Annotated in this window: 14 protein-coding genes; all 14 read left to right on the plus strand. The window is 74.4% G+C overall.

The window, feature by feature from the left end:
• The first annotated feature begins 502 nt into the window (after positions 1–502).
• The 14 genes from AC3IX6_RS32210 (at position 503) to AC3IX6_RS32275 (ending at position 19,913) form a co-directional block, all read left to right on the plus strand.
• Positions 503–4,006 (plus strand): CHAT domain-containing protein, encoded by a 3,504-nt coding sequence (locus AC3IX6_RS32210; RefSeq protein ID WP_489366811.1) that lies wholly within the window; start codon positions 503–505, stop codon positions 4,004–4,006.
• Positions 4,003–4,746 (plus strand): hypothetical protein, encoded by a 744-nt coding sequence (locus AC3IX6_RS32215; RefSeq protein ID WP_489366812.1) that lies wholly within the window; start codon positions 4,003–4,005, stop codon positions 4,744–4,746. The genes AC3IX6_RS32210 and AC3IX6_RS32215 overlap by 4 nt, the downstream gene beginning before the upstream one ends.
• A gap of 14 nt (positions 4,747–4,760) precedes the next feature.
• Entirely contained in the window at positions 4,761–5,432 is a 672-nt protein-coding gene (locus tag AC3IX6_RS32220; RefSeq protein WP_489366813.1) for an RES family NAD+ phosphorylase, read from the plus strand.
• 73 nt (positions 5,433–5,505) lie between these two features.
• A complete protein-coding gene (locus AC3IX6_RS32225) occupies positions 5,506–6,627 on the plus strand; it encodes a hypothetical protein (RefSeq protein ID WP_489366814.1) in 1,122 nt (373 codons plus the stop codon).
• A gap of 138 nt (positions 6,628–6,765) precedes the next feature.
• The gene (locus tag AC3IX6_RS32230) at positions 6,766–7,008 is read left to right on the plus strand and encodes a hypothetical protein (protein WP_489366815.1); all 243 of its coding nucleotides are present in this window, start codon (positions 6,766–6,768) and stop codon (positions 7,006–7,008) included.
• Positions 7,001–7,771, plus strand: coding sequence for a vWA domain-containing protein (locus AC3IX6_RS32235; RefSeq protein WP_489366816.1), 771 nt, complete (start codon positions 7,001–7,003; stop codon positions 7,769–7,771). The genes AC3IX6_RS32230 and AC3IX6_RS32235 overlap by 8 nt, the downstream gene beginning before the upstream one ends.
• Entirely contained in the window at positions 7,768–8,616 is an 849-nt protein-coding gene (locus AC3IX6_RS32240) for a protein phosphatase 2C domain-containing protein (protein ID WP_489366817.1), read from the plus strand. The genes AC3IX6_RS32235 and AC3IX6_RS32240 overlap by 4 nt, the downstream gene beginning before the upstream one ends.
• A gap of 2 nt (positions 8,617–8,618) precedes the next feature.
• On the plus strand, positions 8,619–9,824 hold the full coding sequence (locus AC3IX6_RS32245; RefSeq protein ID WP_489371625.1) for a hypothetical protein: 1,206 nt from the start codon (positions 8,619–8,621) through the stop codon (positions 9,822–9,824).
• Positions 9,812–10,462 (plus strand): 4Fe-4S single cluster domain-containing protein, encoded by a 651-nt coding sequence (locus AC3IX6_RS32250; protein ID WP_489366818.1) that lies wholly within the window; start codon positions 9,812–9,814, stop codon positions 10,460–10,462. Before AC3IX6_RS32245 ends, AC3IX6_RS32250 begins: the two co-directional genes overlap by 13 nt.
• The gene (locus AC3IX6_RS32255; protein ID WP_489366819.1) at positions 10,459–11,916 is read left to right on the plus strand and encodes a hypothetical protein; all 1,458 of its coding nucleotides are present in this window, start codon (positions 10,459–10,461) and stop codon (positions 11,914–11,916) included. Before AC3IX6_RS32250 ends, AC3IX6_RS32255 begins: the two co-directional genes overlap by 4 nt.
• Positions 11,913–14,012: an AAA family ATPase gene (locus tag AC3IX6_RS32260; protein WP_489371626.1), complete on the plus strand. Its 2,100-nt coding sequence runs from the start codon at positions 11,913–11,915 to the stop codon at positions 14,010–14,012. Before AC3IX6_RS32255 ends, AC3IX6_RS32260 begins: the two co-directional genes overlap by 4 nt.
• The gene (locus AC3IX6_RS32265) at positions 14,009–16,186 is read left to right on the plus strand and encodes an Hsp70 family protein (RefSeq protein WP_489366820.1); all 2,178 of its coding nucleotides are present in this window, start codon (positions 14,009–14,011) and stop codon (positions 16,184–16,186) included. The genes AC3IX6_RS32260 and AC3IX6_RS32265 overlap by 4 nt, the downstream gene beginning before the upstream one ends.
• Complete coding sequence (locus AC3IX6_RS32270; protein ID WP_489366821.1) at positions 16,186–17,376, plus strand: TRAFAC clade GTPase domain-containing protein; 1,191 nt, start codon at positions 16,186–16,188, stop codon at positions 17,374–17,376. The genes AC3IX6_RS32265 and AC3IX6_RS32270 overlap by 1 nt, the downstream gene beginning before the upstream one ends.
• Positions 17,373–19,913 carry a GTPase-associated protein 1-related protein gene (locus AC3IX6_RS32275; RefSeq protein ID WP_489366822.1) on the plus strand — a complete coding sequence of 847 codons (2,541 nt, stop codon included), beginning with the start codon at positions 17,373–17,375 and terminating at the stop codon, positions 19,911–19,913. The genes AC3IX6_RS32270 and AC3IX6_RS32275 overlap by 4 nt, the downstream gene beginning before the upstream one ends.
• Position 19,914: the final 1 nt, after the last annotated feature.

Consider the following 19,914-nt stretch of genomic DNA (forward strand, 5'->3'; position numbering starts at 1 on the left):
CAGGTCGTTCCCTGCGGCCCATGATGGGCGCAGGGCGGCTTCCGTAGGTACCTGATCGTCGCCAACTTCCCATGAGCCGACCTGAATTCGCCCGGAAGGCACCCGGGTGGCACTCCGCCGGAGCTTTCGTTCCCGGCCCGGGCGGGAACGGGGCGAACACCGGGCGAGATCCGGGTGCGGCCTTCACCGGCACGCCGTCCGATGCTTCGCTGATCGTGTGGGGGGAGCAAGGGGGAGGGGGCGGAGCGGACATCGGTGGGCCGCGCGTACGGCAGCGGCCCACCGAGGCCCGTGACCGCCACCGGGAGGTCCGTGCGGGGGAGACGAGGGCGGAACCGGGCGCTTCCCGGGCGGAGTCGGGTCGTCGGCGGGGCGAAGCGGGTGAACTACGGGCGGTCCGCGCGACGGATCGGCATAGTGGGGGTGATCCACGGCCTGTTGAGGGCTACTGAGGACTGCTGAGGCTGTTGAGGGCTGTGTACGGGGGGCCCGGAGAGGCGGGATGCCGGTGAGTCGGGAGGAGAGCGGTGGCGTCGAGGGCCTGCGCACCTGGGTGTCGGACGCCATTGGGCGGGTGAAACGGCAGCTCCCCGGCATGGGCGGCGGTCCGGTGCCGCCGCATGCCGCCATGGCCTCCGTCGCCGAACTCGACCAGCTTGCCCGGCTGCTGGACCACGACGAGGCCTTGCTCGGCTCGGTGAACGTGTGGCTGGCGGGTGCGCTGACCCTGCGGGACGCGGCGGGGTCAGGCTCGGCCGGCGACCGGGAGCGGGCCGAACGGCTGCTCCGGGAGGCCCGGGACCGTACGGCGCCGCTGGGGGCGGTGGTGACCGAGGAAGAGCGGCGGTGGGCGGCCCTGTTCCTCATGAGTCACGTCTCGCCGGTCCAGCCGCAGCCGGGACACTTCGCGGCGTCGCCCGACCTCTCCGGCTACGTCGACTGGCTCCGGCAGGCGGGAACCGCCGGGATGCTGGCCAAGGCGAACGAGGTGGGCACGCTGATGAACGAGGCGGCGGAGCTGCCGCTGTCTCCGGAGCTGCTCGGTCCGATGCGCCAGGCGCAGGCGCTCTTCGCGTCCCCGTCCGCTCAGGGCCTCTCCGATCTGGTGGCGGGGATGGTGCCACCCGGTTCGCCGTTCGCGGATCAGCTGAACCAGATGATCGACCGGATGTTCGGGGCGATGGCCGCGCAGGCCCCGCCTTCCGCGGCGTCCCCGGGGCCGGTGTGGGAGCGGGACACGGACCCGGACCCGGCCCCGGACCCGGACCCGGCCCCCGAACCGCAGCAGAAGCCGGAGCTGGAGCCGGAGTCGGAGCAGGGCGCCGAGCAGGATGCGGAGCAGGACACCGAGCCGAAGCAGAAGCCGGATCCGCAGCCGAAGACGTCTCCCGAGCCCAGGGAGCAGACGGCCCCGGACCCCGGGTCGCGGCCCGCGCTCGACCCCGATGCCCTGCGGAACATGATCGCCGCCATGGACGCGGTGAACGCGGCCAGCCAAGGACTCGACTCCGTCCTGGGAAGCGGCGACCCGCACGTGCTCAACGAGCTTCTCCAGAGGCTCCGTTCGGTACAGGACCTGCCCATGCCGAGCTCCGAATCGGCGGCGTCGGCGACGGCGGCCCTGGAGAGCCTGCGGGCACTCCTGCTGAGCATCAGTTCGACGGTGGGCGGCAATTACCAGGACCTGTCGGCCGGCCGTGCCCACATCGGCGCGGTCGCCGACCACTTGAAGAGGTCGGCCGGCAGCCTGCCTCCGGGGTTGGGGGATCCTGCCGCCTTCGCCCGTGCGATGGAGATCGTCTTCCATGCGATGGAGGCGAGGGAGACGGAGGATGTGCCCAGGCTCCGGGAACTCCTGGAGGAGGCCGAAGCCCTGGGGGCGGCCGTCGCCGAGAGCGTCCCGCTCCGGTTCGCCGTCGACTGGGCACTCGGCACGGTCCACGCTTCGCTCGGCCTGCTGACCCGGGACAAGGAAGCCCTGTTGAGGGCCCTGCCCCACATCGAGCGGGGGATGACCCGTGCCGAGGCGAGCGGGCTGCCGATCGCCGACGAGCTGTCCGCGCCGTGGGCGAGGGAGCTCGACCTGATCCGCACCGCCCTCACCGGCGAGCGGGCCGGCCCGGTCCCCGACCACGTTCCCCCGCCTCCGGACGCCTCGATGGAGGATCTCTACACCTCCACCCTCTCCCTGGGGATGCGCTTCGGCCTCGACCGCGACCCGGCGGTGCTCGATGCCCTGATCGAGGAACTCGAACGGCTCCGGGTCGGCATACGGGAGGGCCGCGCGCCGCGGATCGCCGCCGACGCGCTGTGGCAGCTGGCCGAGTCGTACCACCTGCGCCGGATCCTCGCGAAGGTCGAACCGGACCCCGAGGACACGGCCGTCGTGGACGCCGCCGGGGAGGCGCTGACGGCCCTCGCCGCCGACGTCCTCCTCCAGTCGGGCGTCGAACACGGGCTGCTGGCCGCCCGTACCGGGGCGAGCCGGGGCGTACGGGCGGCCCGCATGGCGGCTGCGTACGGCAGGCTGCACGAGGCCGTGGCGGCCCTCGAACTGGGGCGGGCCCTGGTCCTGCAGGCGGCCTCCACCGCCTCGGCCGTACCCGAACTGCTGGAGGTCGCCGGACGCCACGACCTCGCGGAGGCCTGGCGGGCGGCCGGCGGGGACGAGGCCCCCGGGGACGCGGGAGGGGTTCCGGGCCTGCTGCCGAGCACGCTGCGCCGCGAGGCCCTCGATGCCCTCGGGTACCGCGGGGAGGGGGGCCTCCTGGGTACCCCCACGCTGAGCGACCTCGCGGACGGGCTCGCCGACGCCGGTGCGGACGCGCTCCTCTACCTCGTGGCCGGAGACACCGCGGGCCCGGGCCTGGCGATCGTGGTGGGGCCGGAGCTCGGAGCCGGTTCGGGAGCGCTGCCGGAACTGCGCGACGTCGAGGGCGGGCCCCTCGCACGGTACGTGGAGGCAGCGGCGGCGCGGGACGCCGGCCCGCACGACCCGTCCGTCGCCCAGGCGTGGGAAGAGGCCCTGGAGGAGCTGTGCGACTGGGCGTACCAGGCTCTGGGCCCGCTCCTCGGCGAGATCGAGGAGCGCCTGGCGACAGCCGGTGAAGAGCGCCGGGACGGTCCGCCCCGCATCGTCCTCGTGCCCTGCGGGCGCCTGGGCATCGTGCCGTGGCACGCGGCGAGGCTGCCGGCCGAAGCGGCCCACGACCGGCTCCTCCAGACGACGGTCATCAGCTACGCGGCGTCCGGCGGACAGTTCCTGCGCACGGCACGACGCGCTCCGAGGGAGCCGGCCGGTTCCCCCGTGCTGGTGGCCGACCCGACGATGAGCCTGGGGTACGCCGATACGGAGGTCACCAGCCTGCGGGACGTCTTCTATCCGCAGGCCCGGCTGTGCGGCGCGCTGTACGACGAGGAACTGCCACCCGGCACCCCCGATGCCGTCCTGGGCTTCCTCGCCGACGGCACCTCCTTGCTGCACGTGGTCTCACACGGATCGGCGGGCACCCGTCCCACCGTCTCGGCCCTGGATCTCGTGGCCGACGACGCGTACACACCGGCCCCGTTGACCGTGACCCGGCTCCTCGACCACGGAGGCCGACAGGAGGCGCCCGACGGTCCGTTGGTCGTGCTGAGCGCGTGCCAGACCGACCTGAGCATGCGCGACCACGACGAGGCGCTCACCCTCACCACCGCGTTCGTCGCCGCCGGAGCGCGGGACGTCGTGGGATCCCGGTGGCTGGCCCAGGACAGTGCCTCGGCGCTGCTGATGGCGGTGTTCCACCACCACCTCGTCATCGACGGGCTCGGCCCGGTGGACGCCCTGAGGGCCGCACAACTGTGGATGCTCGACCCCGACCGGGAGAACCCGGGTTCCCTCCGGGGCGACCTGCTCCGGGAGATGGGACAGCCGGGACTCGAACGGACCGCGCTCTGGGCCGCCTTCATCCATCAGGGACATCCGGGCCGGAGCTCGGCGGACACAGCGGAAGGGACAGCATGAACGAGGAGGGCCGCGAGCCGTCCGTGGAGCCGTTGCTCGCCCTGATCGGCGAGCACCGGGAGTCCATCCGTGCCGCGCTCGACGACGGGCAGTACGCGCTGCTGCTCACCCGGCTGAAAGCGCTCGCCGAAGCCTCGCCGGGCAACGGCATGGCGGTCCCCAGGGCGCTTCAGGGCGTCAGAATGGCCCTACGGCCACTGCCGTTCGGGCATCCGGTGCGCAGGGCGGTCGACGGGACGCGGCTGGTTGCCGCGCCTCCCGGGCCGCAGACCGTGACGGAGGCGCTGAACCTGATCGACCTGCTGGGGGCGTCGGCCCAGGACCCCGGTCCGGTGCCTGTCCCGGAGCCCGTCCCGGAGTCGGTCCCGGAGGCCCCGGAGCCCGCCCCGGCGGGCCGCGGTGACCGCGCGGCCGACCCGCTGCTCCGGGCGCCGGCCCTCTCGGCGGCCGAGGCGACGGCCCGCTGCGGCGGGGCGCCACCGCCCGAACTGATCAGACTGCCGGACCCGCCGAACGGCGACCGCTACCCGGAGTTCCAGTTCCCCGCCGGCGGCGGCACCCCGTACGCGGTGGTGCTCGAGGTCAACCGGCTGCTCATGGCTGAGATCGACCCCCGGGGCGCCGCCTCGTGGTGGTACGGCGGCAACGCCTGGCTGAGCGGGCCCCCGGTGTCGCTGCTGGGCCGGATGCGCGACGACGAACTCGTCGGTGCGGCCACCGCACTCGTGGAGGGGGAGTGATGAGGGGCAACTCCATGCCGATGATCAGGCTCTTTCCGATGATCAAGGAGGAACTGCACCCCAACTTCAGGGTGATCCCGGCCGGCACGGAGCTGTGGCGGGTGCACAAGGCCAAGTACCGGCCGACCCAGTTCAACCCGACCCTCGCGGACATCCACTTCGAGGGCGGCCGCTTCGAAGGCACGGTGCTGGACCCGTACCACAGCCTGTACCTGGCCGACAGCGCCCTGACGGCCGTCGCGGAAAGCGTGCTGCGCTCCGTGCCCTGGACGGGTGAGAAACGGGTGATCCCCTACGCCCTCGTCCAGGGCAGGGCCTTGAGCGCGCTGCGCACCACGTGCGAACTGAAGGTGGTCTCCCTGGTCGGGGAGGCCGACCTCGCGGCGGTGCGCCGGAACGCCGAACTCCTGGACGACGAGAGGAGCTACGCGAAGGCGCGGCGCTGGGCGAGCGAGATCCGGGCGCAGGCTCCCGATGCCATGGGGCTCGTATGGCAGTCCCGCCGGAACCGGCCCGAGCACGCCGTGGTGCTCTTCCACGATCGCTTCGACGACCGCCACGGCCGGGCCCTGGACGTGCTGCCGGACCGGGGTGTCGAGGACCTCGGATCCCCCGCGGGCCTCAAGGAAGTGAACCGGCTCCTCGACCCGTTGTGGGCGGAGGTGTCCGAACCCATGGGGTGGTGACGCCCGTACGGCGGTCCGCCGCGCGTCCGCCCGCGGCTTGTCCGCCTGTGAAGGGTGATGTCATCGTGAACCCATGGCCTTACCCCTTTCTGATTACACGTCACTTCTCGCCGAGCTGAAGGAGGTCAGGCGCGCGGGACTGATCCGGCTGCGGGGGCGTGCGCTGCCCGGGCTCGAGGCGGCGGCGACGACGGTCGCGTCCGGTGGTGCCCGGCCGCAGGGGGCGCCCATAGAGGTGTTGTTGCGGAGCGCGGTGGCGCGTCTGGACGCGGGGACGCTGCGCACCGCCGCCGAGTACACCCTGGGCCTGGCCCAGGGAACCCGGGACTGGCCGGCGTCCTCCCGGCGCGCCAGGGCGGCCTCGGTCTACGGAGTGAGCGTCGAGCGGTTCCGCAAGGATCAGGAGGTGATGGTCCTCGGCCAGGTCGCCGAGCACATCGTGCGGCTGGCGGCGGACGCGGCCGCGCCGGGCGGACCGGCGGGGGAGGCGGGGCCGGTGGACGGGGGCGGGGCGGGCACCCACCGGTCCGTGGAGGTCCGGGCGGCCGGCCGGACCGTGGGCCTCACGGTGCACGTGCACCCCGTGGACCTGCTGCGCGACGTGGACGTGGTCGTCTCACCGTCCAACGTCCATTTCGCGCTGCCCGAGTCCTACAAGTCGTCCATCGCCGCATCGCTGCGGCGGGCGGCGGCGGTGCACGGGATGACCGGCGAGCTCCTGGCCGACCCGCTGCCCGCGGAGCTGCTCATGTGGGCCGAGCAGCACGGCACTTCGGGCCGCGCGGTGCGGCCCGGCACGGTGGCGGCCACCGGGGCGGGGGCCCTGGCCGCACAGGGCGTACGGCGCATCTACCACGCGGCGATCGCCGTGCCCCGGGCCGGGACCAACGACTACGACGTACTGCCGGCCGATGTCACCCGGGCGGTGTCCCGGGCCCTGGCGCTGCTGGCCGAGGAGCGCGACGGCCACGTACCGCCGCTGCGCTCGGTGTGCTTCCCCCTGCTCGGATCCGGCCGTGGCGGACTGTCCTACGAGGTCAGCCTCGGTGCCGTGTGGGCGGCGGTCGAGGCGGAGCTGGCGCGCGGGGCGCGCTGGGACGTGCACTTCGTGGTGCGCACCCCGCGGGCCGCGGCGGTGGTGGAGCGCATCGCCGCCGGAATCCGCCCGGCGCACGACCAGAGGCCGACCGGCTGACCCGGTGCAATGGAGGGGCGCCCCGGTGCGCACGAGGGGCGCACCGGGGTCGCGCAGGGGGGGGTGCGGGGGGATCATGGCCTGGGTAATCTTCGTTGGCACGACCACAGTTGATGATCTGTCACCTAGCGTGGGCGCATGAGCGGTGGGATGGAAGAGTGGGGGATCGGGGCGACGGGGCGGGTGATCACCTGGCCCGATCCCGATGCGTACGTCCTGGTCGAAGGAGTGCTGCTGCGCATGTTCCCGGAGCCGGCGGAAGCGGCACCGGGCACGGAGGTGGTCGTGGGGTACGAGGCCTCGCGGCAGCTGCGCGTCGCCCGCGAGACGGCCGGGGCGGACCAGGGCGCGGACCAGGGTGGGGTGTGGGGGGATGAGTGAGTACGGCTTCGGACTGGCGCAGGGCAATGACGAACGGCAGCCCGTCGTCCTGCTCCTCGACACGTCGGCCTCCATGGGGCGCCCGGCCGGGAGCCCCCGGATCGAGGAGCTCAGCCGGGCGCTGGCCGACTGGTTCGACGGGGTGCGGGCCGAGCCGAGGCTGCGTGCGCGCGTCGAGGTGTGCCTGATCACCTTCGACTCGCAGGTCCGGGTCTTCGACCCGGACCGGGAGCAGCTGGTTCCGGTCGCGGAAGCCGCACCGGACCGGCTCTTCGTACCCGTGGACCGGATGCGCCCGCCCCGGCTGGAGGCGTCCGGCCTCACCCGCATGACGGAGGCCGTCGAGACCGCCCTCGAGCTGGCCCGGGCGCGCCACCGGACGCTGCAGGAGCAGCGGGTCCAGGTGCGCAGGCCGTTCCTGTGGGTCCTGACGGACGGGGCCCCGAGCGACGCCGACGGGCGGCCCATGGACCCCGCCGCCCTGGCCGGTACGGCGGAGAAGGTGCGGCGCGGCGAGGAGCGGGGCGAATGCGTGCTCCAGGCGATCGGCGTGCGCGGCGCCGACCTGGAGCTGCTGCGGGTCCTCGCCCCCAAGGGCGCGCTGATGCTGGAGGGCCTGGACTTCGGGCAGATCCTCGATCTGCTGTTCCAGAGCTCGGACCGGATCGGGGCGGTCCAGGCCGCCGACGAGATCCACGGGCAGGTGGCCGACCTGGTGGACCGGCAGCGGCGCCTGCGCCTGCTCGAGGAGCGGTACCAGTGATCGTCGCGGGGGCCGCGGTCCAGGGGACCGCGCACCTGGCCCGCGGGCAGGGCTGCCAGGACGCCTTCAAGGCGGTCGAGCTGGGCGGGACGGCGGTGCTGGCCGTCGCGGACGGCGCCGGCGGCAGGGAACGCAGCGCGCTCGGCGCGCACATCGCCGTGGACGCCGCCTGCCGGACCCTGTCCGAGGGCATCCCCGGGGCGGGGGACGCTCCGGAGGTGTGGACCGGGTGGATAGCCCGGACCGGCGCCAGGATCGTCGGGGACTACCGGCGGGCGGTGGAGGGCGTGTTGTCGGCGGTGGCGGAGCCTTCGGAGCAGGTGTCGCCGTCGGAACAGGTGGAGCACGTGGAAGCCGGCGCGCTGGCCGCCACGCTGGCGGCGGCCGTCGTCCGGCCGCCCTGGGTGGCCTTCCTCGCGGTCGGCGACTGCTTCGGGACGGTACTGACCCGGGACCCCGACGGGTCCGGACCGGCCGGCGAGGAGCGCGAGCGGTGCCACCTGGTCCTGCCGCCGCCCGCTCCGGGCGCGCCGGAGACGGTCTTCCTCTCGTCGCCCGGGGCCGAGCTGCGCTTGCGGTCCTTCGTGGTGTGGGAGCCGCGGCTGACCGGGGTCGTGCTCGCCACCGACGGGTGTGCGGCCCTGACGCTCGACCACCCCTCCGTACGCGAACTCCCGCCCGAAGCGGGGCCGTTGCCCTCCGAGCGGTTCTTCTGCGGTCTCGCGGCCACGCTCCGCGCCAACGGCGGTGACGCCACACCCCTGCGCGCCCTGCTCTCCGGGCCCGGGGCGGCGCGGACCGGTGACGACCTGACGGTGCTCTGCGCTCTCACGGACGGCGGGTGACGATGGCCCTCACGGTGGTGTCCGACAGCGGACGCACATGGCACCTCACGCAGCAGATCGGCAGCGGCTCGGAAGGGGTCGTCTTTGCCGTGGACGACGCACGCCCCCTGGTGGCCAAACTCGTCCTCGACCCGCCCGACCCCGCCGCCTACCGGCGCCGCATAGCCCGGCTGGTCCGCCAGCGCCGCCAGCCGCGTTCCGTCCGGCTGCTCTCGGGGACGCCCGCGCGGGTCGCCTGGCCGATGGCCGGGGTCCGGGCCGGCGGCCCGGGCCGCGACGGAGTGGACGGCTACGTGATGACCGACATGCGCCACGCCCATCAGCCGTTCGCGTACCTGCTGACCCCACAGGCCCGCCAGATGCTGCTGCCCCGCGCGACGTGGGCCACCGCACTCGCGGCCGCCCTCTCGCTCGCCCGTCTCCTCACGGACCTGCACGCCGAGGGCTATGTGGTGGGCGACCTGAAGCCGGACAACCTCTGGGTCGACGGGCAGGGCGGCGTCGGCATCGCGGACGTGGACTCCTGGCAGTTCACGGACGGGGGCGAGGCGTTCCCCGGGCGGATGGGCAGCCCTGGCCACACCGCGCCCGAACGGATCGGCGCCCCGGCCGGCACCGCGCCGGACCGGGCGTCCGACGAGTTCGTCCTCGCCGTCCTGATCCACCAGTTGCTGATGTGCGGACTCCACCCCTTCGCCGGGCACCCCTCGGGGGGCGGCGACTACCTGTCGTACGACGACAACGTCCTGCACGGCCGGTGTCGTCTGCTCGACCGGACCTCGGTGTTCCTGCCCCGCTCCGCGCCGCCCGTCGACCTGCTCCCGCGCCGGCTCACCGCGCTCTTCCGGGCCGCGTTCGGCGGGATCCGGCCTTCCGCGTCGGTCTGGGGCGAGGCGCTGGCCGCGGAGTCGGATCCGGCGCGGCTGAGGACCTGCCGGCGCAGCGCCCTGCACGTGTACACGGCGGAGCGGCCCTGGTGCCCCTGGTGCGACCTGGCCGAACGCGGGGCGGACGGCTATCCGGTGCCGGACCCGCGGCCGGGTACGGACGGGGTGGCGGCGGATGCCGGTGACACGAAGGGCGGCAAGGGCGTGGGGGACGGCAAGGGCATGGGGGACGGCAAGGGCGCGAAGGACGCGAAAGGCGCGAAAGGCGAGAAGGACGCGAAACGCGGGAAGGGGACGGAGGACGCGGCATGGCAGAGGTGACCATGCTCTCGGTGGCACGGCGGCTCGACCGCTGCACCGTTCTCGGACCGGGGGTCAGGGCCGTGATCTGGGTGCAGGGCTGCCCGCTGCGCTGCCGGGGCTGCGTGGCGGCGGAGACGCTGCCCTTCGAAGGGGGCACCGCCCACACCGTGGAGGAACTCGCCGACTGGATCTGCGGGTTGCCCGACATCGAAGGCGTCACCCTGTCCGGCGGCGAGCCCTTCAGCCAGGCGGCGGAACTGGCCTCGCTGCTCGACGCGGTCCGGGCGCGGCGCCCCGAACTCAGCGCGATGGCCTACTCCGGATTCCGGTACGAGGCCCTGCGCCGCGGCGGCCCCGACCGGCAGGCCCTGCTGGGCCGCCTCGACCTGCTCGTCGACGGCCCCTACGTGGCATCCCGGCAGCACGGCCTGCGCTGGCGCGGCTCCGCCAACCAGCGCATCATCGCGCTCTCCGGCCGCTACGCGGACGTGGGGACCGAGCCCGACCACAGTGCGGGCGTCGAAATGTCCCTGGAGGCCGACGGATCACTGTCCTGGGCCGGGGTGCCGCCGACTCCCGGCTTCCGTGAGGGGCTCGAGGAACGACTCGCGGCACGGGGCTTCGTCCTGCGCGCCGGGGAACGGAGGGAAGCATGAGCGGATCACCGAAGTACAGCACCGTCACGGTCACGCCGGCCTACGCGCGGATCGAGGCGGAGAGGCGCCGTGCCAGGGAGGCGGCACGCCGCCGGATGGAGGCGCAGCGCGCCAGGGAACGGGCCGAGCGCGCCGCCCAGCGGGCCCGGGAACTCGCCGCCCGCCGGGAGCGCGCCAGGGCGGAGGCCGGGCGCCGGGAGGCGGAGATCACCCGGCGCCGGTCCGCTCAACAGGACGCCCACGCCGCCCGGGTGCGCCGGGAGCAGGCCGACGCGGACATGCGCCGACTGGCCGAGGTGCGTCAACTGCTGGGCCGGGCCCGCGCCGAGGACTCCGGCGTGCGCGTGCTGCGGGAGCGGCTGGACCTGCTCCAGAGCCGTGTGGAGCAGGGCGAGGAAACCGGCCGGGAGATCGAGGATCTGCGCGGCCGGGTCGTCGTGCTCGGCGGGGAGGCGGAGACCTCCGGCGGGGACGCCGATCACGGGGCCGTCCTGGCCGGCCTGGAGGAACGGCTCGCCGAGATCGGAGCGGGGGCCCGTGAACGCGACCCCGAGGGACACGGGCGCTGCCTCGACCTGCTCGCCGAGCTGCGCGCCACGGCCGGGCCCGATGGGCAGACGCGGTTCCAGGCGATGCTCGGGACCGCGGAGCACGCACTCGCCCGGCATTCCGCGACCGTCGGGGAGCGGGTCGCCGAGGAACGCCGTGAGGCGGAGCGGGCGCGCGAGGCACAGCTGCAGGCGGAAGAGCGTGCGGCCGAGCAGGAGGCGGCGCGGCAGGCCGCGCTGGAAACCGAACAGGAGCGGGTGACGGCGATCCTCGACGAGGCCACGGACCGGCTCGACGTCGTACGGCAGTCCGTGGGAGAGGCGGCGGCCGAGGCCCGGGAGCTCGCCGACCCCGCACTCGCCGAGCGCATCGAGGCGGCGCTGACCGCCGTCACGGGACCGCTCGCGGCGGGCGCGCCGGCGCAGGCGCTGGCGGCGGTCGCGGCGCTGGAGGAACTGCTCGTCGGAGCGGAAGCCCAGCTGGACGAACTGCAGTTGGCGTACGCGCGCCGGATGGACCTCGCGCAGGCGCTGCAGGACGCCATGATCGGCGAGGGCTTCGCCTTCGCCGGGGGAGCGGAGCAGGCCGGAGAGCTGCTGCTCAGCTTCGAGCGCCCGACCGGAGCGACGTACCAGACCACGATCACCACGGACGGCGGCGGCACCCCCGTCCTCGTCTACCAGGTCGACGGCGAACCCGATGTCACCCTGCGCCCGGATCCGGAGGTCGCGGAGTGCGACCGCACCGAGGACCTCCTGGGGCGGGTGCACGAGGCGATCGTCGAAGGGGACGGCTTCGTTCCCGGGGAACTCACCTGGCAGGGCAAGCCGCCGGGCTCGCGGGGCAAGCCGCTGACGGAGGCGGAGCAGCGGCCGGACACGGAGGAGTGGAGTTGGACCGGGTGAGCACGGTCGGCTGGACGAAGCTGGAGAACGGCGCCGGCGGCCCGGCGCGTCCCCCGCGTACGGAGCACACCGGCGGGGCCGCCGGGGACGGGCAACCGGTGGTCGCGGACGGCATGATGCCGCTGTGGGCGGTGTCCCTCGGCTGGGAGCTGAGGCGCGGGCGCCAAGTGATCCTCAACGGTCAGATCAGGGACCGCTGGTGGTTCGAGGACCGGCCGGCCTCCTTCCGCGAGGTGGTCGCCGGTCTGCTGGAAACGCGCGGCGCCGAGGTCGTCGGCTGGTGGGATCCGGTGGGCGGGCTCTCCTTTCCGCTGTCCGGTCACGCCGAGCGCTTCGACGAGCTGCGCGAGGGGCGGTCCTCCGGGCGCGAGCGGACCCCGGACGGGGCCGCCGGGACCGGAACGCCCCCGGACGGCGCGGGAGCGCGGCCGCCCCAGGGGCGCGGGGACGCGGAGGGACCGCCCGACGGCGCGCCGGACGCGTCCGCCCGCGCCCGGCGCGGAGACGAGCGGGACCGGGGCCGCGAACGCCTGCTGGCGCCGCGCCAGTCGGGCCGGCCCCGCTCCTTCGATGACGTCGTCGCCACCGTGCACCGCCTGGTGGCCCAGCCCGACGCGGCGGTCGCCTTCGTCTTCGAGGACGTCGATCACCACCTGCCGCCCGGCCGGCCCGAATCGCACCTGGGCTACCTGAGGCTGCGCGCCGCGATGACGGACGCCGTGACCCCGCGCTCCGCCGCGGGCCCGGCGCCGCACGCGCGCAACGCGGTCCTGTGCGCGGTGGGCGACGTCGGGCGGCTGCCCGGCTGGTTCCACCTGGAGGACCCGAGGGTCGCCGCACTGCACATCGGCCCGCCCGACCCCAGCGAACGGCGCCTGTGGCTCACCTGGCTGCTCCGCCACTTCAACGGGGCGCACGAGGCCTCGCGCGCCGATCTCGAAGCCCTCGTGGGAGCCACCGACGGCATGCTGGGCTGGGACATCGAATCCCTCGCCAGGACCTCGTGGGTGCGCAACGCGCCCTTGCGGAAACCGGACAAGCTGCTGGAGCTGCACCGGCTCAACGTGAGCGTCGACCCGTGGACCCAGCTCGACCGGGAGACCGTCGCGGGCGCCGCCGGGGTCCTCGGCTCCCGGGTGGTCGGCCAGACCGCGGCCGTGAACGCCGTGACCTCCGCCCTCCAATCCGCTTTCGTGGGCGTGGACTTCGGCAGCTCGGGGACCGCACGTCCCCGGGGCGCCTTCTTCTTCGTCGGACCCACCGGCGTCGGCAAGACCGAACTCGCCAAGGCGGTCGCCGAGTTGATGTTCGGTGATCAGAGCGCCTACGCGCGCTTCGACATGAGCGAGTACCAGCAGGAGCACGCCGCCGAGCGCCTGGCCGGAGCGCCGCCGGGCTACATCGGCCACGAGCAGGGCGGCGAGCTGACCCGCCGCGTGCAGGAACGGCCGTTCAGCGTGCTGCTCTTCGACGAGATCGAGAAGGCCCATCCCAAGGTGCTGGACAAGTTCCTGCAGATCCTGGAGGACGGCCGGCTCACCGACGGGCGCGGCCAGACGGCGTACTTCTCCCAGTGCCTGATCATCTTCACCTCCAACACGGGGGCGGACCAGGTCCGGAGCCTGCTGGAGGAGCGGGACGAGCTCTCGTACCCGCAGCTGGAGGCGCACTTCACCCGCGCCGTGGAGGAGAAGTTCCGGCAGATCGGCAGGCCGGAGATCTACGGCCGGCTCAAGCCGGGCGTGGTCGTCTTCGACATGCTGCGCCCCGAGCACGTCGCCAGGATCGCCGACCGGCTGCTCGGAGAGCTCGCCGAGTCGGTCCGGGAACGCCACCGCGTGGAGCTGGTTCCCGACCCGGCCACCCTGCACCCGTGGATCACGGAACGGATGTCGGACCCGGGGCACCAGGCGTACGGCGGGCGGCAGATCCGCAACGAACTGGAACTGGTGCGCTCGGCCGTCGTCGGCCATCTGCTGGTGAACCGTCCGGAGCCGGGCAGCCGGATCCGGGTCGGCCTCGGGGCCGACGGCCGGCCGTGGGTCACCGCCGACGGGGCGGGGCCGTTCGCGGGCGAAGGGAGCGTACGGTCATGATCGCCATCGACCTGGGACACCGCTTCGGGCGGGTCGCGCGGGTGGGCCCCGACGGCCTGCCGGAGGTGACCACGGCCGGGCTCGCCGGTGTGGACGGCGTCCTCGACCCGGTCCGGGCCCTGCCCCGGCTGCTCGGATCCGCCCCGGCGGGAGAGGGCGGCCACGGGGCCGAACCGGACCGCGCGGCCGCTCTCGGACTCCCCGTGTCGGGCGGGCACGAGGACGAGCTGCGGTACGCGGCGGAGCGCTCCGGGCTCGAGGTCGCCCGCGTCGTACCGGAGCCCGTGGCCGTGGCCCTGCACTACGGGGCCGTCGCGCAGGGCGTGGACCACACGGTCCTGGTCTGCGACCAGGGGGCGACCACGCTGGACCTGAGCGTCCTGGCCATCGCCCCCGACCTCACCGTGCACGTGGTCCGCGGCCTCAGCCTCCGCCTCGGCGGCGACGACTGGGACGCGGCGCTCGCCGCCGGACTCGCCGGCCGCCTGCCGGACGGCGTGGACCCGCTCGGCGCGGCGGAGGTCCTGCGGCGGGCGCTCGGCGACGCGGACTCGGTCACCGAGGCCGTGGAGGACGCCACCGGCGGCCGGCATCCGCTGACCCTGGACCGGAGCGACTTCGAGCGGGCGGTGACCCCGCTGCGGGAGCGCCTGCTCGCCGCCGTCGCGGAGCAGCTCGCCGCCGCGGAACCGGCCGTGGACACGGTGCTGCTGGCCGGCGGGATGTGCGCCGAGCCCGGCCTGCGGACCGGGATCGAGGCCCTGCCGGCCGCGCAGGGCCTGACGGTGCGCTGCGACCGCCCCGAACTCGCCGTCGTGCTCGGGCTGCTGGAGCTGCGCGACTTCGGGGTGCTGCGCGTGGTCTCCGGATCCGCCGGGCGGCCGGCACGGGCGGAGGGCGGGTACACCGGCCGGGACTCCGGCCACCCGCGTACGGAGACCGGCCGCGTCGGCGGGAGCCCCCGGTACACGGGCGGCCCCGACCCCGTGGACACCTTCCCGGACCCCGAACCCGCCGGCGCCCTGGCGGACCCGGAGCCCCGTACCGGGCGTCCCCCGCTGGAGGACCCCGAGCCCGCCCCGCGGCAGGGCGGCGGGCCGGCCGGGCAGGAGGGCGCCTTCGCGTCCCCCGGGCCCGGAGCGGCCGGGCGCTCGCACACCGAGCCGCCGGAAGGCCCGTACGCGGAGCCGCCGCAGGCGCCGTACACCGAGCCGCCGCAGGCCTCGTACGACCCGTACGCCGGATCCCCGACGGCCGGACCCGGGTCCACCGGTGCCCCCGGCCCGCCGGAGGCGTCGCAACCGCCTCCGGTGAGCGCTCACCACCCCGAGCCCGAGCCCGACCGCGTGCCCGAGCCCGACCGCGTGCCCGAGCCCGACCGCGTGCCCGAGCCCGACCGCGTGCCCGATCCCGACGGCGAGCCCGAGCCGATACGCGAGCCCGAGCCCGATGACGCGTACGAGTCGCCGACCCGGCCCGGCAGCGATCCGTACGACCACCCGACCGTGGCCCCGCCGCGTTCCTCCGTCGATCCGCGGACCCTGTTCGCGGTCCCGGTGGACCAGCTCCAGGCCGTCCGGCGCGGGGACCACCTCCTCGTGCTGTGGGCGTGGCCCGACGGGGCCCTGAGCGCACGGGTGCGCTGGCGCCGGGAGGGGAACACCTCCGGGGCGGCCGCGCACGCGGGGGACACCGTGTGCCGGCGCCGGGTGTACGAGCACGACGGCGGGTTCGACCTGGCCGTCGGCAACGGGGCCGTCACGCTCACCGTGGAGGCCCTGGTGCCGGATCTCGGCGATGACTGCGAGGGAGCGTCCTCGCTGATCGTCCCGGCCGCCCCGACGGTCGTCTCGTACGAGCCGAGCGTGCGCCGCCGCCTGACGGGCCGGGTGGCCTCGGTCACCTTCACCTCCGAGGACGGCTGCGACCTGCCCGGTCTGCGCATCGTCCACAGCCTCGGCCGCTTCCGCCCCACCAGTACGGCCGAGGGCACCGTCCTGCACGAGGTGCCCGCACAACGGCTGTCCGCGGCAACCCCCTTGACCGTGGAGTTCCCGCTGCCCGCCACGCGCGGCCCGTCCTGGCTGGTCTGCTTCCCGGCGCACGCGGACGCGGGCACCGACTTCGGTATCGACATCCGCCCGACGGCCCTGCACAGACTGCGAGTCACCTGATGGCCAAACGCCTCATCTGCCCCTACTGCTACGAGAACTTCGCCCCGCGCGAGATCCGGTTCCGCTGCAACAGCCGCCTGAGCCGGACGGGAAAGCAGTGCGAGCGGCGCCGCGACCAGGTCCTCGACCAGCGGAAGGGGCCGCGCCGCAGCCACGACCTCGGACCGGACTTCGCGGGCGACGGCCGCAAGCCCACGGCCGTCTGCCCGGACTGCGACGGCGAGACCACCTACCGGATCTGCCCGGTCTGCCACTCCGAACTGCCCGTCCAGTTCGGCATGATGGACAACCGCCTGATCGCCATGGTCGGGCCGAAGGCGTCCGGCAAGACCGTCTACATGACGGTGCTGCTCCACGAGATGCGCAACCGGGTCGGCGAGGCCTTCGGAGCGGCCCTGATGGGCTCGGACGACGAGACGATGCGGCGCTTCAGCTCCGACTACGAGGACCGCCTCTACCGCGACAACCAGATGTTCCCCGGCACCCAGACGGCCTCCACCAACCTCAACCGGGTGGACCCGCTGGTCTTCCGCTTCGGCCTGCGCCGGCGCACGCTGCTCGGCGAACGCCCGCAGCACACCGTCCTGTCCTTCTTCGACACGGCCGGTGAGGACTTCAACTCCCGCGAGAACGTGGAACTCAACACCCGCTACCTGGCCGGCGCCGACGGCATCGTGCTGCTGCTCGACCCGCTGCAGATGCCGGGCGCCCGCGACAACGCCCTGCCCGGCACCCCGCTGCCGGGCAGCGAGGGGCTCGACCCTCCCATCAACGTCCTCTCCCGGGTGACCAACCTGCTGCTGTCCCGCGGCTCCGGCCGGGCCGCCCAGAAGATAGACATCCCGATCGCCGTCGTCTTCTCGAAGATGGACGCCTTCTGGCACCTGCTCGACGCCGGCAGTCCGCTGCGCGACCACGCACCCGTGCGGGACCGCTTCGACGTGGGCGACAGCCTGAACGTCCACGAGGAGGTGCGCCGGCTCCTCAAGGACTGGGACGGCGTGCCGATCGACCACCTGCTGGACAACCACTACTCCCGCTACCGCTACTTCGGGGTCTCCGCGCTCGGCCGCCATCCCACCACCGACGCCCGGGTCGCCGCCACCGGCATCCAGCCGTACCGGGTGGCCGACCCCCTGCTCTGGCTCCTGAGCGAGTTCGGCTCGGTGCCGAAGGCGGGCCGGGGATGAAGCACTTCCAGCAGCTCTACTACACCTCCTGCGAGCACGGGCTCAGCGGGTTCTCCGGATTCCAGTTCAACGCCGTCAGCGCGGGCGTCACCGCGGGCACCCGGCAGGCCGTGGAGGCCCTGGCCGGGTACGAGCCGCCCCGCTCCCTGGTGGAGTCGGACACGCCGGAGCTGCTGGAGCGCTGCCCGGTCAACCTCTGCTACCGGCCCTACGACCGCGAGGGGCGCCGCGCCACCGCGCTGTGCGTGCGGTACGTGGGCCGCGACTCGGCGCGCCGCTTCGGCAACTACTTCGCCCACGCCCTGCACAGCGAGGACTTCCGGGAGGCCGCGGGCGGGATGCTCGGGATCGAGCTGTGGAACTCGCCCGCGTGGACCCGCACGGTGGCCCCGGCCACCGAGATCCCGGTGCTCTCGGCGCCCGCGCCCGGACCGCTCGACGTCCGGTCCGTGAGCGCGTTCCTGCGCGGGCATCCCCACGCGGACCGGCTGCCGGAGCTGCTGGCCGCCGTGTTCGCCGCGCTCACCGAACACGGCTCGGTCGTGGTGGTCGACCGGGACACCGAACGGATCGCGCACTGGTTCGCCGCGGTGTCCTACCTGCTGCCGCCCCCGCTCGCCCGCGGGCTCTCCTTCGCCACCTACGTCTTCCGCCCGGCCCGCAGCAGGCTGCACCTGATCGGCACCGTGCCGGAGGCGCAGCTCGCCTTCGGCACGGACGACGAAGCGGCCTACACCGTCTTCGACTTCTCGCGGGGCGTCTTCCCCGAGGTGCCCGTCAGCGACCTGGTGCGCCTCCTCACCCGGATCGGCGTCGGCTCCGTCCGGCTCGTCTGGTCCTGGACGGCCGACTACACGCGGGGCGGGGAGCAGACCCCGGACGACTGGCACGCCCCCGTCGCCGCCGCGGCCTGCGCGGGCGGCATCACGCTCGCCAAGGCCGACGCCCACGCGGTGATCGACTGGCTGGCCGGGGCCGACCACCTGGGCGCACTCGGGGCGACCGTCGCCGAGGACATCCACCGCAAGCACCGGGACCTCGACGACGGCCGGCTGGCCATGCTGAGCGCGGCCGCGAAGGCCGGGGGCAACATCGACGTGCACCGGGAGATCGAGGGGAAACTGCACGGCTCCCGGATGCGGGCCTACATCCGCGCCGCCGAGGACGCCGCCCCGCCCGTACCGATCGACGACCCGGCGGCACGCGAGCGGGCCACCGCGCTGTGGGAGCGGCTCGCGGCTGATGCGCGGACCCCCCGCGAGCGGACGCGCATGCTGCTCTGGGCCATCGGCGCCGTGCTCCCCCTGGCGGCGGAGGTCCTCGAGCGGGAGACCCGCGACCTGGCCCACGCCCTGCTCGGTTCGAGCGCCCACACCCCGCACCACGAGGTGGCCGAACTCCTCAACCGCCTTCCACTGATGAGGGAATCCCTCGCCGGGGCGGTGGAGGAGGTCCTGAAGGGACGCGCCGGGCAGGAGCAGCTGCTGTCGCAGTTCCCCGCCGATCTCCTGCGCGAAGCCGACCTGGCGAGCCGCCCCCTGGTCCTGGAGCACCATCTGCGGGCGCGGGCCGAACGCATGCCCTCGGACACGATTCCGATCATGTTCAAGATCCTGCGGGTCCGGGGGCGCACGTCGCCCGACGAGGAGCTGATGAGCGCCCTCTGGCGACCCTCGCGGACCTGGACCCACGGAGAAGCGGCCTGGATCGCCGAGCAGCTTCCCGCCTCGGAACCGGTGGACGAGGCGGTCGGCGCGTGGTTCCGCCGCGCCCTGGGCCAGGACATCCACGACGAGGAGTCACTGGCGGCCTGTCTGCGGCTGTGCGCACTGCTCGCCGACCAGGGCCGCTTCGCCTGGCTGCCCGCGGACGTGGGGGACCGGGTACGGATCGCCCTCGATCTGAACAGGGCCCTCCACGAGGCCGCCGAGGCCACGGACCTCCTTGCGGCGTTCGAGGTCCCGCCGATCCTCAGGTGGGCCGCGACGCTCGCGCTCACGCGCCTGTGCCTGGTGCCCGCCATGCTGTGGCTGCCCGCCGACACCCTGCGGCTGCGCGGCCGGCTGAGGGAGCTCAGCGACCGCGACCTCGACCGCTACCTGTCGGACGTGTACGCCAGGGTCACGGCCGGTGAGGGCATCGGCGACGTGCTGCTCAGCCATGTCGCCACCGCGGCCACCCTGCCGCGGCGGGCCCTGCGCACCCGGGCCCAGGAGGAGCTCGTGACGGGGATCCGCGCCCATCCCGCCGCACACTGGCGCCTGGCGGACCTGGCACGCCTGGAGGCGGCCGTACGGCCCCACCAGCCCCAACTCGCCGACCAGTACGCCGAGGAGGCCGAGGCCCGGCGGCAGAGCCCGCAGCGCCGGCCCTGGTACGCGGCCTTCGGCCGCCGCTCGGCGCCCCCCGCCCCGGACCCGCGCGGGGCGAAGGCTTCCGAGCCCCCGGCACCCGGCGCGTCGGGTACCGGTACGCCCCGTCCCGACACGTCACGGAAGAAGAGTCCCGACCCGTCACGGAAGAAGAAAGGACAGTGAC

The sequence above is a fragment of the Streptomyces sp. GL_141 genome (assembly GCF_057834385.1).

Bases quoted from the DNA above. Each gene is read 5' to 3' on its own strand.
- AC3IX6_RS32210 (WP_489366811.1), top strand. From the start codon at position 503: ATGCCGGTGAGTCGGGAGGAGAGCGGTGGCGTCGAGGGCCTGCGCACC.
- AC3IX6_RS32215 (WP_489366812.1), top strand. From the start codon at position 4,003: ATGAACGAGGAGGGCCGCGAGCCGTCCGTGGAGCCGTTGCTCGCCCTG.
- AC3IX6_RS32220 (WP_489366813.1), top strand. From the start codon at position 4,761: ATGCCGATGATCAGGCTCTTTCCGATGATCAAGGAGGAACTGCACCCC.
- AC3IX6_RS32225 (WP_489366814.1), top strand. From the start codon at position 5,506: ATGGCCTTACCCCTTTCTGATTACACGTCACTTCTCGCCGAGCTGAAG.
- AC3IX6_RS32230 (WP_489366815.1), top strand. From the start codon at position 6,766: ATGAGCGGTGGGATGGAAGAGTGGGGGATCGGGGCGACGGGGCGGGTG.
- AC3IX6_RS32235 (WP_489366816.1), top strand. From the start codon at position 7,001: ATGAGTGAGTACGGCTTCGGACTGGCGCAGGGCAATGACGAACGGCAG.
- AC3IX6_RS32245 (WP_489371625.1), top strand. From the start codon at position 8,619: ATGGCCCTCACGGTGGTGTCCGACAGCGGACGCACATGGCACCTCACG.
- AC3IX6_RS32250 (WP_489366818.1), top strand. From the start codon at position 9,812: ATGGCAGAGGTGACCATGCTCTCGGTGGCACGGCGGCTCGACCGCTGC.
- AC3IX6_RS32255 (WP_489366819.1), top strand. From the start codon at position 10,459: ATGAGCGGATCACCGAAGTACAGCACCGTCACGGTCACGCCGGCCTAC.
- AC3IX6_RS32265 (WP_489366820.1), top strand. From the start codon at position 14,009: ATGATCGCCATCGACCTGGGACACCGCTTCGGGCGGGTCGCGCGGGTG.
- AC3IX6_RS32270 (WP_489366821.1), top strand. From the start codon at position 16,186: ATGGCCAAACGCCTCATCTGCCCCTACTGCTACGAGAACTTCGCCCCG.
- AC3IX6_RS32275 (WP_489366822.1), top strand. From the start codon at position 17,373: ATGAAGCACTTCCAGCAGCTCTACTACACCTCCTGCGAGCACGGGCTC.